This window comes from Lachnospira sp. CLA-JM-H23 (assembly GCF_040096425.1).
GTDB classification, from domain to species: Bacteria; Bacillota; Clostridia; order Lachnospirales; family Lachnospiraceae; genus Lachnospira; species Lachnospira rogosae.
Genome location: NZ_JBBMET010000006.1, coordinates 141265 through 155661, shown reverse-complemented (window position 1 = coordinate 155661; position 14397 = coordinate 141265). Strand labels below are relative to the sequence as shown.

At 35.0% G+C, this 14397-nt stretch carries 14 protein-coding genes; 1 reads left to right on the top strand and 13 read right to left on the bottom strand.

Annotated elements, in window-relative coordinates:
- Positions 1 to 10: 10 nt before the first annotated feature.
- The gene (locus WMO42_RS09310; protein ID WP_055176981.1) at positions 11 to 1024 is read right to left on the bottom strand and encodes a glycosyltransferase family 2 protein; all 1014 of its coding nucleotides are present in this window, start codon (positions 1022 to 1024) and stop codon (positions 11 to 13) included.
- A gap of 250 nt (positions 1025 to 1274) precedes the next feature.
- On the opposite strand from WMO42_RS09310, the gene WMO42_RS09305 reads away from it, so the two are divergent.
- A complete protein-coding gene (locus tag WMO42_RS09305; protein WP_349192117.1) occupies positions 1275 to 2246 on the top strand; it encodes a glycosyltransferase family 2 protein in 972 nt (323 codons plus the stop codon).
- Here the strand turns inward: WMO42_RS09305 and WMO42_RS09300 are convergent.
- The 12 genes from WMO42_RS09300 to flgK form a co-directional block, all read right to left on the bottom strand.
- The gene (locus WMO42_RS09300) at positions 2243 to 3301 is read right to left on the bottom strand and encodes a glycosyltransferase (protein ID WP_349192116.1); all 1059 of its coding nucleotides are present in this window, start codon (positions 3299 to 3301) and stop codon (positions 2243 to 2245) included. The genes WMO42_RS09305 and WMO42_RS09300 overlap by 4 nt on opposite strands.
- Before the next feature lie 15 nt (positions 3302 to 3316).
- Positions 3317 to 4462: a DUF3880 domain-containing protein gene (locus WMO42_RS09295; RefSeq protein WP_349192115.1), complete on the bottom strand. Its 1146-nt coding sequence runs from the start codon at positions 4460 to 4462 to the stop codon at positions 3317 to 3319.
- Positions 4463 to 4533: 71 nt separating this feature from the next.
- Positions 4534 to 5346 carry a flagellin gene (locus tag WMO42_RS09290; RefSeq protein WP_349192113.1) on the bottom strand — a complete coding sequence of 271 codons (813 nt, stop codon included), beginning with the start codon at positions 5344 to 5346 and terminating at the stop codon, positions 4534 to 4536.
- A gap of 215 nt (positions 5347 to 5561) precedes the next feature.
- Entirely contained in the window at positions 5562 to 6374 is an 813-nt protein-coding gene (locus WMO42_RS09285) for a flagellin (protein WP_349192112.1), read from the bottom strand.
- A 206-nt stretch (positions 6375 to 6580) separates the two neighbouring features.
- Complete coding sequence (flgN, locus tag WMO42_RS09280) at positions 6581 to 7057, bottom strand: flagellar export chaperone FlgN (RefSeq protein ID WP_116444213.1); 477 nt, start codon at positions 7055 to 7057, stop codon at positions 6581 to 6583.
- A 69-nt stretch (positions 7058 to 7126) separates the two neighbouring features.
- Positions 7127 to 7504: a flagellar export chaperone FliS gene (gene fliS / locus WMO42_RS09275; RefSeq protein WP_055306886.1), complete on the bottom strand. Its 378-nt coding sequence runs from the start codon at positions 7502 to 7504 to the stop codon at positions 7127 to 7129.
- Between the two features lie 87 nt (positions 7505 to 7591).
- Positions 7592 to 9736 (bottom strand): flagellar filament capping protein FliD, encoded by a 2145-nt coding sequence (gene fliD / locus WMO42_RS09270; protein ID WP_116444214.1) that lies wholly within the window; start codon positions 9734 to 9736, stop codon positions 7592 to 7594.
- Positions 9737 to 9747: 11 nt separating this feature from the next.
- Positions 9748 to 10185 (bottom strand): flagellar protein FlaG, encoded by a 438-nt coding sequence (locus WMO42_RS09265; RefSeq protein ID WP_055176960.1) that lies wholly within the window; start codon positions 10183 to 10185, stop codon positions 9748 to 9750.
- A gap of 226 nt (positions 10186 to 10411) precedes the next feature.
- A complete protein-coding gene (gene csrA, locus WMO42_RS09260) occupies positions 10412 to 10636 on the bottom strand; it encodes a carbon storage regulator CsrA (protein WP_022502412.1) in 225 nt (74 codons plus the stop codon).
- A gap of 1 nt (position 10637) precedes the next feature.
- Positions 10638 to 11096 carry a flagellar assembly protein FliW gene (locus WMO42_RS09255; RefSeq protein WP_055306888.1) on the bottom strand — a complete coding sequence of 153 codons (459 nt, stop codon included), beginning with the start codon at positions 11094 to 11096 and terminating at the stop codon, positions 10638 to 10640.
- 38 nt (positions 11097 to 11134) lie between these two features.
- Positions 11135 to 12745 (bottom strand): flagellin, encoded by a 1611-nt coding sequence (locus tag WMO42_RS09250; RefSeq protein WP_055306889.1) that lies wholly within the window; start codon positions 12743 to 12745, stop codon positions 11135 to 11137.
- A gap of 41 nt (positions 12746 to 12786) precedes the next feature.
- Positions 12787 to 14361 carry a flagellar hook-associated protein FlgK gene (gene flgK / locus WMO42_RS09245; protein WP_055176955.1) on the bottom strand — a complete coding sequence of 525 codons (1575 nt, stop codon included), beginning with the start codon at positions 14359 to 14361 and terminating at the stop codon, positions 12787 to 12789.
- Positions 14362 to 14397: the final 36 nt, after the last annotated feature.

Below are 14397 nucleotides of genomic sequence, written 5' to 3'. Positions count from 1 at the left end.
TTGCTACCTCTTAAATCTTATCAATATATCCAATATACTGCTGTCTAGTAAGTCCACTCTCAATCAGCTTATATAATGCCATCTGTTTAACAAGTATTGCACTATATGGCGACTTCGTTATATCTTTAACCTCGCTTAATGCTTTCTTAGCAAGTGGAACATATCGCTCATAATCTATTGTTATTTCTCTCTGCTTTGCAAAATCAAGAATTTCATATAAATATGTATGAAGAAAATACAGCTTAATCTCCTCATAATATTCTTTAAAATATGAAGTATTCTTCATAAACTCCCAGACCATTAACTGAACCTGGCTATGCTGAAATAAAGTTTCTTTCTCCTTCATATCATTACGCATAGTTCCGTTATTGTTCTGTCTATATATATATAATTTATCGGCCATTTTCACCAATTTATTAGCATAAAAGAGTAATGGATACACAAATAATGGTTCTTCGTATATAACATTTTCTGCAAATGCTGTATTGGCATCAATAACCATTGACCTTTTATACAGCTTATTCCAGCATCCATATGTGAATTTTTCCATAACAAGCATCTTTTTTCTATCGTCTGATGACTTTATTTCAAAATACTCATCAGTCACTTCATTCTTATTAGGAATAATGCCAACATTTTCAAAATAATAATTATAATTAAACTGTACTATATCAGCATCTTTCTCTTTCGCCCTGGAATATGTCTTTTCAAATAATTCCGCTTCCACCCAGTCATCTGCATCAACAAATGCTATATATTCACCGGAAGCATACTTTAACCCTTCATTTCTTGCACCGCCCTGTCTTCTATTATGAGGAAGGTCTATTATTATTATAGATTCCGGATATGCCTTTTCTATCTCATTAAGCATATTCCACGTCTGTCCATCGTCCGTGGAGGCATCATTAACAAATATCAATTCCAGATTATCGATTCCAATGCTCTGTCCTACAAGTGACATAAAGCACTTAGGCAGCCACTTTACGGCATTATAGCACGGAATAATCACGCTTACTTTTTTCATATTTCCTCATTTCTACTACAATATATTTATGGTTAATATTCCTTACACCCAGCAAGGCACCTTCCATCTTGTCGCTAATTATGCTCATACCACTCTTAATTTCTACGCACATTTTATTCTTAACTATTTTTACATATATGTGCAGACACAAAGCCCCATATGGAAATTTATTTCCACACTCATCTCCATTTATCAATAAGTATATGTTATAATAATTTTATCACATATATCAGGGAGGATAAAGTTTAATATGCCAAAAGTATCAGTTATTATGCCAGTTTACAATTCTGAAATGACTCTTATTGACAGCTTAAGCAGTCTTGTCACCCAGACCCTTACGGATATTGAGTTAATTCTTGTAAATGATTACTCAACTGACAATTCACTGAAAATACTTGCTGACTGCGAAGCACAATTTTCTGACAAAGTTCTTTTAATTAATCTTGATGAGAACCACGGTGCGGGCGGTGCAAGAAATATCGGTTTATCGTATGCTTCCGGCGATTATATTGGTTTTATGGATAGTGATGATATCGCAGTTCCTGATATGTTTGAGAAAATGTATGCTAAAGCAATCTCAGGCAATTATGATATTGTTGATTGTGGATATTATAACGAAGCAAAAGATTCAGCCATTGTCCACGCTTCTGATGAATTAACCGGCGAACTCAATGGCTATAAAAGAAGTGAATTAATCGCAAGTGGTGGATATTTCTGGTCAAAGCTTATTAAGAAATCTTTTCTTGACCGCATAGGACTTCAATTCAGGGAACACTGCATACTTGAAGATTTTGAAACACTTATGTATTTATTCGCTACAGCTTCCAGCATAGGCAATGTTAAAGAAATCCTTTATTGCTATAAGAATAGTGCATCTTCAATCTCTAAGCACATTGACTACAACAACTATTACAATAACGTCATCAGTGCTATTGAAGCAGCTTACAGCCAGTTATCTGTTCTGCCTGATTATACAGATATTCAATATGCTGTTGAATACGGAATATATAATCTATGTTCCTTAGCCCTTAACTGTTGTCTTAATTCCAGCAATTCAGTTCCTGCATACATACTAAAGAACAGAATTACCGATATTAGGACTTATATTAATAAATATATTAAACTTCCTGTACAATCCAATAAATTCATTAATAATAAAATTGATAAACAGGATTTACATTTATTATCTGATATTGATAAGATTATTTCACAGCTTGGCTAATTACAGCCAAGCCTTTTTAATCCTTTTAATGCCGGTTCATAACTTTGACATTTCTTATAACTTAATACCGCCTTTGCTGTATCGCCAAGACACTCATATATAACGCCAATATTATAATCAGCTTTATAACTGTTACAACCATCAATCTTACATAATTTATATAACTTAGCCTTATTAAATTCCTCTATCGCCTTATCAAACAATCCATTGTTCATATATGCAAGTCCCATTAAAAATACATAATCTGCACTTACCGCAAATTCACTATATATATTCTGAAGAAACATCATTTCAGGGATTCTCTTCTCATTAAGCAGTGAATATCCATATGTTTCAACCATATCCTGAACATACTCAAGCTTTGGATCTAAATCAAAGGATAAGCCCTTTTCAAAATTCCCAGATGCATTTTTATAATCTCCCTGCATATAATAGCTCTTACCCAACTGGTAATATATATATGCATCCGGACCATTTTCTTTTAATTCAAGCTCTAACAGCCTTATGTTACGCTCTGCCTTTTTCTTCTTATTATCAACGCTTCCCATATATCCTGAATGCCCAACTGTTATCGGAACATCTACAGCTGTAACTACATTTTTATCAATACTTACAACCTGCTCGTGGATTCTTCCCTCATAACGACACTGCTTTCTGTTAAACAGGCGTGTTATTCTCTCTACCCCCCTGGTCAATTCATTATCATAATTAATATTATTAATCAGTTCTATCTTTCCCGTACAATTATCTGATTGATTATTTATGATAGTAGATACTTCATCTACATTCATCGTTTCTATCCATTCATCGCTGTCAAGTACAAGAATCCAATCATTACCTGCAAGGCTGATTGAATAATTTCTCGCCTTTGAGAAATCATCACACCACTTATAGCTGCCACTGACATCTGCATATTTATCAATAATTGCAGATGTATTATCTGTTGAACCTGTATCAACTACAACTATCTCTAAATTATATTTTTTCAATGAAAGCAGACACTTTTCCAGCTTGTCCGCTTCATTCTTAGTAATTACACATACTGATATATCCAAATTATCCCTCCAATGCTAATCAATACATAATATATGCTTCAATACATAAATGTAATCAAACTTTTTAACAGCTCTGTGTCCATTAACAGCTATTTCCATTCTTTCTTTTTCGTGACACATATAATAATCTATCTTATTAAGCATATCATTCTCGTCAGTGAACATAACCAATTCTTCACCATCTTTGAATAACTGTGCAATGTCCTCCTGATAATTAGTAAGACAAAATCCTCCTGCTCCTAATATATCATATACCCTGAGCGGAATACCTGTAGTAATTGAGCGAAGGGTTATATTCAAATTAATTCTGGACTTTCTGAATATTGCAGGCATTTCACTATAATAATCTACACCACTATGAATATCAGCATTAGCAATATCTAAATCACTGCTTCCCGTAAATATGTCCACCGTATATTTATCAGCTATCTTTCTTAATAAATTGACCCTCTCAACTCCTGTCACATATTTATTAATCTGGGAAGCCAACACGTGTTCGTGTGGCACAGCAATATTATCCATATCAGCACACGCTGCATATAAATATTTATCCACAAATTCGCCATCCACAATATCATTGATTATATTGTATCCATATATTTTTTGTTGTGCATTGACAAGTCCATTAATGTAGCCCTCATAATACGAAGGCACATCTTTGTTCATCAATACATTTTTCAGGTCAGGATCCATATTTCCCACAAAGCTTATATCATACTCATAGCTTGTATTATCAATATCCCTGCCTAACTGCCTGTCAAGTCTGACTGTGTCAACTGCAAGACTTGCATACTGCATATTACCTATGCCATATTTTGATAATAATTTAATTCCATCTCTCTCAAATAAATATACTTTATTACATTTATTATATATTGCTTTAGAAAATAACGTGTAATTGGGCCAGTCATATATCCACGAAATATACGTTATTCCATAATTACTGCATATATCTGATAACATAGGAAGAAAATCAAACGATATAACAACATCTATTCCATTAGATAATATATCTATAACTTCATATTCAACTTCTTTGTTATCCCCAATATACTCCTTAACGCTATGCTCTATAACAAACACTTCATCTGCTAATATATCAAGTGCTTTAACCATATCCTTCTTGGAATTCTCATACCAGCTGCAATATAATACCTTCATCGAAACCTCATTATAAAAAAGGACTGCCAGATATAATGACAGTCCTTGTATTAATATATATTGTTTTAATATTACTGAAGAAGTGAAAGAACACCCTGTGTAGCCTGATTAGCCTGTGCAAGCATAGACTGTCCAGCCTGTGCAAGAATATTATTCTTGCTGTATTCAACCATCTCTGTAGCCATATCCACGTCACGGATACGTGATTCAGCTGCTGATGTATTCTCACTTGTTGTGTTAAGGTTGTTAATTGTATGCTCAAGTCTGTTCTGAATAGCACCGAGCTTAGATCTCTGAACAGATACTGAATTAATAGCCTTCTGAATGGCCGTCATTGCTTTTCCTGCTGATGAGAATGAGCTAACCTTAAGTCCGCTAATCTTAAGTGAAGATGCATTCATATTATCAATAGAAATTACAATGCTCTGTCCTGATAATGCACCTACCTGCAGCTTCATATTTTTGAATGTACCATCAAGTAAGTTCATTGAATTGAACTGAGTTGTTGAACGGATTCTATCAATCTCTGATGTAAGCTGATCCATCTCCTTCTGAATAGAAGCTCTATCTGTTGATGTATTAGTATCGTTAGCTGCCTGTGTTGCTAATTCATTCATTCTCTGTAAGATTGAATGTGTCTCGTTAAGAGCGCCTTCAGCTACCTGTACTAATGAAATACCATCCTGTGAGTTAGAAGCAGCCTTGTCAAGACCTCTGATCTGGCTTCTTAACTTCTCTGAAATAGAAAGACCTGCTGCATCATCTGCGGCTCTGTTAATTCTATAACCTGATGATAACTTCTCTGTTGACTTAGCCTGTGCACTTGTTACTCCACTTAACTGTCTGTTAGCGTTCATCGCTGTAAGATTATGCTGTACTACCATTAATAATTCCTCCCTGAATGTCTTACTTATCCTTAAATATATATTGTAATTAATAAAATGTATATAAGTCTTCCAAAACTTAACTACAATATATATCGGATATTTTAATATAGACTTAACCCCTTAATTTAAAAATTTTAAAAAAGGCTGTGACAATAACAAATACTTGTTAAAGTCACAGCCTTTATGATAGTATTATAACTTCAACTACCTAATTAGCCTAAGAGTGAAAGAACACCCTGGTTAGCCTGATTAGCCTGTGCAAGCATAGACTGACCAGCCTGAGCAAGAATATTATTCTTGCTGTATTCAACCATCTCTGTAGCCATATCTACATCACGGATACGTGATTCAGCTGCTGATGTATTCTCACTTGTTGTGTTAAGGTTGTTGATTGTGTGCTCAAGTCTGTTCTGAAGAGCACCAAGCTTAGATCTCTCAGTAGAAACTGAATTAATAGCCTTCTGAATAGCTGTCATTGCCTTTCCTGCTGATGAGAATGAGCTAACCTTAAGTCCGCTAATCTTAAGCTTAGAAGAATTCATATTACCAATTGAGATAGAAATCTTCTGTCCTGATAATGCACCTACCTGTAATTCCTTTCCTGTGAAAGAACCATCAAGTAAGTTCATTGAGTTGAACTGAGTTGTAGAACGAATTCTATCGATTTCTGATGTAAGCTGATCCATTTCCTTCTGAAGAGCATTTCTATCTGTTGATGTATTAGTATCGTTAGCTGCCTGTGTTGCTAATTCGTTCATTCTCTGAAGAATTGAATGTGTCTCGTTAAGAGCACCTTCAGCTACCTGTACTAATGAGATACCATCCTGAGCATTAGAAACAGCCTTATTAAGACCTCTGATCTGGCTTCTCATCTTCTCTGAAATTGAAAGACCTGCAGCATCATCACCAGCTCTGTTAATTCTGTAACCAGATGATAACTTCTCTGTTGACTTCTGCTGTGCATTCTGAACTCCGCTTAACTGTCTGTTAGCGTTCATTGCTGTAAGATTGTGTTGTACTACCATAATAGTTTCCTCCTTGAATTCTTGGTGGCGTCCCTGCCACCCATAATTAAATTGTTCAGGATCACTCCTGTTATATATTATATCGGACTATTGTTCATTAACTTTAGCCCTAATATAAACTTATTTTAATATTTTTTAATGCAAATGTCAAAATACCGAAATATACTTATTACCTAGCTGCATTAAAATATTGGTAAATATATGTATTATTTCTTCTGATCCATAAACTGCGGTTCAGAACTTACCCTGCTCATATTCTGATAATACTTATTAGCCATACTTACACTTCGCTTGGCTGTCTTAGCATTATCCTTTAACTGCCTGAACTTAATATCAACTCTGACTTTGTTTCTTGATTCCTGTGCCTGTATAGTCGCACTTAAGGATGTAGCTTCTCTTATAAGCTCCTGTAATCTAATTACTAATTCCTTATAATCAGCCTTATACTCTTCTACATCTTCTTTTACTCTGTCAAATACAGCTTGAAAGCCCTCATCAAGTGAATTAAGCTCATCTATATATGCAGCTTTACTCTCCATATTACTCTGAAGCTTATCTCCATCAAATTCTTCATCATCAAGTAAAGCACTCTGTTGCTCATTCAGCTCAGATACTTTCTTAAGTATCTCTATCTTCTTAAGAAGACTGTCTATCATTATCTGAAGATAATTCTCTGTAATCATATACTATTACCACCATCTTGATATCATAAAGGTATAGTTAAATCACTATTTGACTATATCTTTATATTATTAATTACCGGCTTTTGCCATAACTTCTTTCCAAGTATCTCTCATTCCTCTTAATTCAACTAATGCCTGATCAAGAACTTGTGTATCTTTCTTCATATTAGCATCAACTAAAAGGCTGTAGATATACTTGTACACATTATCAAAATCCTCTGCTACCGGGTATTTACGATTAAGTGTTGACTGAAGCTCTTCTATAATCATCTCTGCCTTTACTATATTAGTATGTGCCTTTTCTGTATCATTCTTTTCTATTGCAACCTGAGCAATATTACAAAACTTAATTGCACCTTCATATAATAATAACGTAAGCTCAGCCGGTGTCGCTGTTAATATCTTATTGCGGTTATACTGCTGTGCCATATTCTGATTATATATCATAACTTGTCCTCTCTCCTGATGTCATAAACACCTTATATTCCTATTACCATATTATCCTTAATATAGAATTAAATCAATACCCAATTATCAATTTCCAAATAAACCAGACATTGATGATGTCTGCGAGTTAAGCTTTGATAAAGCTGATTCCATAGCTGAGAATTTACTATAATAGTAATCTTCCCAAGTTGTAATCTTAGTCTCTGCATCACTTATCTTAGTTGTATATTCTGAATATTGCTTAGTCATCTGCTTGTCATTATATACTGTATAAGCACTGCTCACTGAAGATGTAGCCATCTTATTACCTAAATCTGTATAAAGCTTTGTAGCAAGCTGTGAGAAGAACGAAACTACAGTCTCCGGATCACTTGCTATTGCCGCCCTTAACTTATCATCATTACCCGATGAAACAGAGTCATCTGAATCACCATCAATATGATATACACCTTTTTCATTCTCACCTGATGAGAAATATCCCTGTGTTGCTATACCAAAGCTTGATAAAGCATACGACTTTCCGTTAATTGTAAATGATGAAGCCATATCATTCTTCATAGTATTGATAATACTGCTTAAAGTATCATCCTTTCTAAGCAGTGAGTCCTTAATCTTAGTCTCCCACTTTTCAACTTCATCATCTGTCATTGCGGACTTTTCATCATCTGTAAGTGGTTCATATCCCTTAGAGCTGTCTGCATTATAAGCTTCATCCATTGACTTAATCAGCTTATTATAATCTGTAAACATATCTTTAATAGACTTATAGATTGCATCTACATCTGTATCTGTAGTTATTGTAACCTGCTCATCATCCTTAGTCTTAGCGGTTACCTGTATTGTAATGCCATTAATCGAATAGTTATTGCTATTACTTGTAAATGTAGCACCATTAAGCTCAATTTCTGAATCCTGTCCTACTTTTCTTGATGCGCCCTTAGAAAACTTATGTGCTGCGTTAATCATATCATAGCTATTCTTTGCTTTGTTCTGATACTGTGTTGTAAGGTCTGCCTTAATCTTAGTATTCCTGTCAGCAGTCTCAGCAGCTATATTGGCAACTCCAGCAGCTGAATCTGTCTCTTTTAGAGCTGATACAGTTGTCTTGCCATCTTTCACCTCAATATTAACATAATTTTTAAGGTCTTCCATTGATTTCTTAGCTGTATCGTAGTTAGCTATGTCTGATTTAAGTGTTTCTACAGAACTTGTAAGGGTTTTATATTGTTCTTTTTCTTCGTCTGTAAGTTTACTTTCATCAAAATCACTATCATTATCTCCGCCTTTGCCTTTTAAAATAAGTGCATCAAGCTGTGCCTGTTTTGATGTAAGCTGTGCCTTAGCATTATCTTCAGCTGTGACACCTGTATCTGACATATATTTAGTATTAAAACTATCAACTGTAGCAGAAGCTTTACTATATGCTGCAAGCTTTTCCTGTGCTACTGTATCAAAGCTTATCTTATTACTCTCATAAGCACTATTAATAATATCATCAAGTGCTGATGTATATGTACCATCCGCAGCATTATAATAGCCAGCCCATTTTGTATACTCTGCTGTAGATGTCTTATCATCTGTATAAAGTCCCAATTCATACAAAGAGTCTCTACCAGCTGTATCATTAGCTACTAATGAAAAATCGCCATCTTTACCAGAAGTCTTGGAACTTATAAAGAATCTCTGGTTCGCCTCATCAAAGCTTGCCTGTACACCAGCATCCTTAAGCTTTACTAAGAACTGATTAACTGTCATATCATCTGTAAGTTCTATATTAGTTGACTTACCATCAACAGAAAGTGTAACACTTCCCTGTCCAGACGTCTTATTTGTTATAGCTGATAACTTGCTTGAACCTGTTATCTTTGATGTGCTGTCTGATTTATTAGTAACTTCACCACCTGTAAGATAACCCGATGATGCAAGTTCTTTAACCTTTAATGTCTGGTCTCCAGCTACCGCACTTGAACTTGCTGTAACTGTAGCTACACTTGAATTAGATACAGTTGACTTCTTAAGGCTGTATGCTTTACCAAACCTCGCTGCTGAAAGCTTTCCACTATAAAAGCTATATATGCTTGTATTCATAGTCTTCCACTTTTCCTGTTTCCAGGAAAGCTTAGTCTGAGCCTTTACAAGATTGTCTTTCTTTAACTGATATCCTGATACAAGTGCTGTTACAAGCGACTCTGTATCCATACCTGAAACCATACCTGATAATCTTATTGGCATAATATTACCTCCTATCTCTTCTCATCAACAAGGATACCAGCAAGCTCCCAGGCTTTTGCAAGCATTTCAAGAGCCTTCTCTGATGGTATCTCCTTGATGACTTCATCAGTGTCCTTATCTTTAATCTTAATAGTAATACGGTTAGTTGGCTCATTATAACCAAATTCTGCTATTGTATTTCTATTAATTACTTTCTGTATATCTTTGAGTTCCTTGATACTTGCTTCTTTCTTCTCATTCTGCTGTGCAAGATTAGATTCGCCATTGTCAGTACCACTCTTCTGTGTATTGGTTATCTGCACTGTCGATGCTGTACTGACTTTACTATCTGCTGTCATCTCCTTTGCTGCTGTATCAGAAGAAGTCTGAACATTAACCTTATTAATCTGTGTTGCCTGAACTGCCTGATTATGGTAATTGGCAGCTATGCTCATTTTATCAATTCCCATTATCCTTCACCTCCGTGTGGTTATAAAAAATGTTCTCAAACCGATATTAACCAATATTACAATTCTGCAATATATATCCTAGTGCAGTAAAGAAATCCTTTTCCCGTATTTATTGCACTTTACTCAGTTTCTAAACCCTATATCGGCATTCTAATGCCATAATATAATATTATATATTAATTATATTCATTATAAATCATTACAATTGTTATAACAAATGTAACTATCATTTCTTAAAGAGTTGGTTAAGTGCCTTAACATCAATTGCCTGTTGTGTAGCTTCCTTATTAGCATCCTTTATCTGTACATATACTTCTTTTCTGTAGATTGGAACAGACTTAGGTGCTGTTATTCCAAGCTTAACCTGATCTCCTTTAATCTCGATAACTGTGACTTCTACGTCATCGTTAATTATTATAGCTTCATCTTTTTTCCTTGATAATGCCAGCATTCTACTCACCTTTCCTTTCTTCAAGAATTGAATAAATAGGATATCTGACTTCATAATCATTGTTGTCGGCTATAAGCTGTACACCCTTTAATGTATCAGCATTGACAATGATTGGAGCTTTGAAATTAATTGTCATCTTAGTAATATCTGCCGGAACAGTAAGTACACAAAACACTATAAGATCAGCTTCTTTAATATCACTTCCAAGAGCCTTTAACATCTCATCTTCAACTATCGGATCATAGTCTTCTTTAATAAGCTCCGGCTTTAACATTGGAAGAGCAAGTTCTGGCTCATCTAATGACTGTAACCACATTATTGATGCCTCGTCTCCCTTATCCACATCGTATATAAGTGTAAACTTTTTACAGTCCTCAAAGCCAATAACCCCAAGGTCAAATGTTATAATCTTCTCATCATCAATATCAATCGTTCCAAACCATCTAGTATCTACCTTCACCTTAATACCCTCCATTAAAACGCTTTGATTATCATTTTCTATCCAATAAAATCAAGTAATGTCTGCTGTACTACCTTGCTTGCTGCTGACAGTGCCGCATTATATACAAGCTGGGCAGAAGTATAAGATATAACAACCTCCTCAAGGTCAATATCTTCATTCTCAGACTTAAGACTTGTAAAATTAGTCTTCTGTTCTGTGAGTCTTGACTTAGTAAGGTCAAGTCTTGTAATTCTGTTACCCACATCAGCCTTGGCATTAGAAATCTGTTCCTGATATCCCTGCATCTGCCCGATACCACTCTCAAAAGCTTTAGTCATCTGGCTTTTTGCTAATTCCTGCTGCTTAGTAAGTCCTTCAAGAATATCACTTAAACTCTTCTGGTCTGCATCTGATGAATATCTTTCCTCTTTCATCATACTTTCAACCTTTGACATCTGGCTCTCTATATCAAGAACATTCTGTACTGCTGATGTGAGGTCATCTATATTTCTTCCAAAATATATATTAAACGCTTCATCTGCCTGAGTATTAACCTTTAACTTCTGTGTAAAATTAATATTATACTCTATATCTTCATCCTTCTTAACATAAGTAACGCCTGTAACATTATCAACACAGTCAAAATACATTGTTGGATTAACATCACCCTTTTTAAAATTAGATTTATCATACTGCACTGAGAATGAATTGCTTGTATATACGTCCTTATATACATTTTCTCCAAGAAGAACTTCACCAACCTGTGAATTAATAACTATCTCATCATCACCTGGTATATAATTAGTATCTGATGTAAATGATACTGTAACTGCATTGCCACTTCCATCACTAAAGAAGTTACCTGTAACGCCTGTTATATTACCATTGGCATCTGTATTAGTTGTAACACCTGTAACTGCATTACCATCTGCATCTGTTACTGATATTGTTCCGTCTGTGTTCTTAGTTATTGAAGCCGTATTGCCCTGACTGTCTGTAATCTTAAATGTTCCATTAGCATCAACCTCTGAATAAGCAAGCTGTAATCTGTGTACTGTCTGCACATTTGGTGTAATAATCTTGCCATTAGCATCTTTTTTAACTGACAGATTCATAATATCATCATTAGAATAGGCATTAGTATATACAGTCTTACTGCTAAGTGCATCTCTTGTAAAGTTCTGTGTTATTGTATAGTCCACATCCTTAGCATCTGCATCTGACTGATATGTCAGAGGCTTGTCTGTTGCATAACCTGTGAATACATATCTTCCAGCATAATCTACATCTCCCTGTGTATAGAATGAATCCTTTAGCTTATTAAGTGTCTCAACAATTGTATTACGTTCCGAAGGAGAATAAGAATCTGTTGCACCCTGATTACAATAGCTGTAAAGCTGTGATACTATATTGTAACTCTGGTCAAGAGCATCGTGTGTTACCGAAAGCCATGATGAAGCATCTGGTATATTCTTATTAATATACTGTGTAACCTGATCAAGACTTGAACGAAGTCTTAATGCTCTGATTGCAATAATTGGGTCATCAGAAGGCTTGTTAATCTTCTTCTGTGTAGATAACTGTGTATCCATTGTATTAATCTGACTTTTATTAGTCTGTATATTAGCTATAGAGCTGTTTATCATCATCTGATTAGTTATTCTCATACTATTCCTCCATTCATTTACAGATATGCTATGTGAACTAATTATAAGCCCGTCTGGTTAATAAGCTTGTCGTATATCTCGTTCATAACCGACATCATCTTAGAGTTAAGATTGTAAGCCTGCTGGAACTTCATAAGATCCATAGCTTCTTCATCAGTATCAACACCCATAACCGATAATCTCTGGTTCTGAATTGTTGTCTTCATATTATTATAGTTAGAAAGAAATGTCTTAGCCTTACTTGAATCAATTGATACATCACTGACAATACTTTCAAGGAAGTAAGCACCTGTACCACCATCAAATATCTTTTTCTTCTGAAGTGCATTAATCTGTTCAATCAGATCGCACTGTGATTCGCCGTCCCCTACATTTGACTTTGTCGCAAGCTTATCAGCATCCTCTAAAAGAGCCGAATTAACAGATACTGTTGTTGCTGTAAGAACTCCAGAACCATCCTGAACAACAAAAAGTGGTATACCTTTATTCTTAGCATCAGTTGTATCCGCATCTGATACATAGCCACTTTCAAATATGCTGTTAACTGCCTGTGCAAATGTCTGTATAAACGTATTAAGCTGTACCTGATAATATGGAACACCCTTATAATTAATATTCTCGCCTGCCTGTGCATTAGTCTCTGTTACGATATTACCATCAATATCTGTCTTGTATGTTCCATCATCATTCTTAGCATAAGACTCAATCTCTCCATTACAGCCATCTCTTATATCTATAAGTGCTTTTAACTGTCCTCCAAGTGAGTCACTGTATATATTAAAATCAGATCCGTCATTCCACTTTATATCATAAAGTCCATCTGCATCGCTTGTATTTCTTACTTCACCTCTTGCCACAACCTCTAATGTCCTGTAACTGTAATCATTAACAAGTGACTGTCCATTAATTGTTATCTGGAATGATGTAAGACCATTCTGAATTTCTGTCTCGCTTACTGTTATATTAACTGCCTTTGAAAGCTCATCAACTAATGCATTTCTCTGGTCACGAAGATCATTAGCATCACCATAGCACGCCTCAATCTGGTTAATCTGCTTATTAAGTGCTGTTATGTTCTGTGCAAGTGTATTAATATGCTCAACAGTATCCTTTACTTCGTTATTGGCATCTGCCTGTACATTTCTTAAGTTATTAGCTAATGTATTAAAGTAATCTGTCATACTCTTGGCATTATTAATAAGCTGGTTCTTTGCAGAAGTGTCAGCTGGTGTAATTGTAAGCTGGTTAACTGCATCAAAGAAATTGCCGTATTCCTTTGAGAAACCTGAAAGAAGAAATTCATTAAGATAATCCTCAACCTGTGTCATATAATTATTCTTAGCTTCGTACTGTCCATAGTTAGCACAGTTGTTACGATATTTCTCATCATAATAAGAATCTCTTGTCTGTTTAATCTCTACAACATTAACACCTGAACCAATTGTTCCGTATGTTGAATATGTTCTTAAAGCATCTGATGCCTGTAAAAGCACGCTCTGCTTAGTATATCCATCAGTATTAATATTAGAAAGGTTGTGTGCTGTTGTTGTAATAGATGTCTGTGCCGCCTGAAGTCCTTTGTATGAGATTGATAATCCAAAAAATGTAGATGCCATATTAACTCTCCATTCTGCACCTTTATACCAGTGCAT

Coding starts and splice junctions, on each gene's coding strand:
- WMO42_RS09290 (WP_349192113.1), bottom strand. CDS start 5,346: ATGGTAGTACAGCATAATCTTACAGCGATGAACGCTAACAGACAGTTA.
- WMO42_RS09310 (WP_055176981.1), bottom strand. CDS start 1,024: ATGAAAAAAGTAAGCGTGATTATTCCGTGCTATAATGCCGTAAAGTGG.
- WMO42_RS09305 (WP_349192117.1), top strand. CDS start 1,275: ATGCCAAAAGTATCAGTTATTATGCCAGTTTACAATTCTGAAATGACT.
- flgK (WP_055176955.1), bottom strand. CDS start 14,361: ATGGCATCTACATTTTTTGGATTATCAATCTCATACAAAGGACTTCAG.
- WMO42_RS09250 (WP_055306889.1), bottom strand. CDS start 12,745: ATGAGAATAACTAATCAGATGATGATAAACAGCTCTATAGCTAATATA.
- fliD (WP_116444214.1), bottom strand. CDS start 9,736: ATGCCAATAAGATTATCAGGTATGGTTTCAGGTATGGATACAGAGTCG.
- fliS (WP_055306886.1), bottom strand. CDS start 7,504: ATGATATATAATCAGAATATGGCACAGCAGTATAACCGCAATAAGATA.
- WMO42_RS09265 (WP_055176960.1), bottom strand. CDS start 10,185: ATGGGAATTGATAAAATGAGCATAGCTGCCAATTACCATAATCAGGCA.
- csrA (WP_022502412.1), bottom strand. CDS start 10,636: ATGCTGGCATTATCAAGGAAAAAAGATGAAGCTATAATAATTAACGAT.
- flgN (WP_116444213.1), bottom strand. CDS start 7,057: ATGATTACAGAGAATTATCTTCAGATAATGATAGACAGTCTTCTTAAG.
- WMO42_RS09295 (WP_349192115.1), bottom strand. CDS start 4,462: ATGAAGGTATTATATTGCAGCTGGTATGAGAATTCCAAGAAGGATATG.
- WMO42_RS09285 (WP_349192112.1), bottom strand. CDS start 6,374: ATGGTAGTACAACACAATCTTACAGCAATGAACGCTAACAGACAGTTA.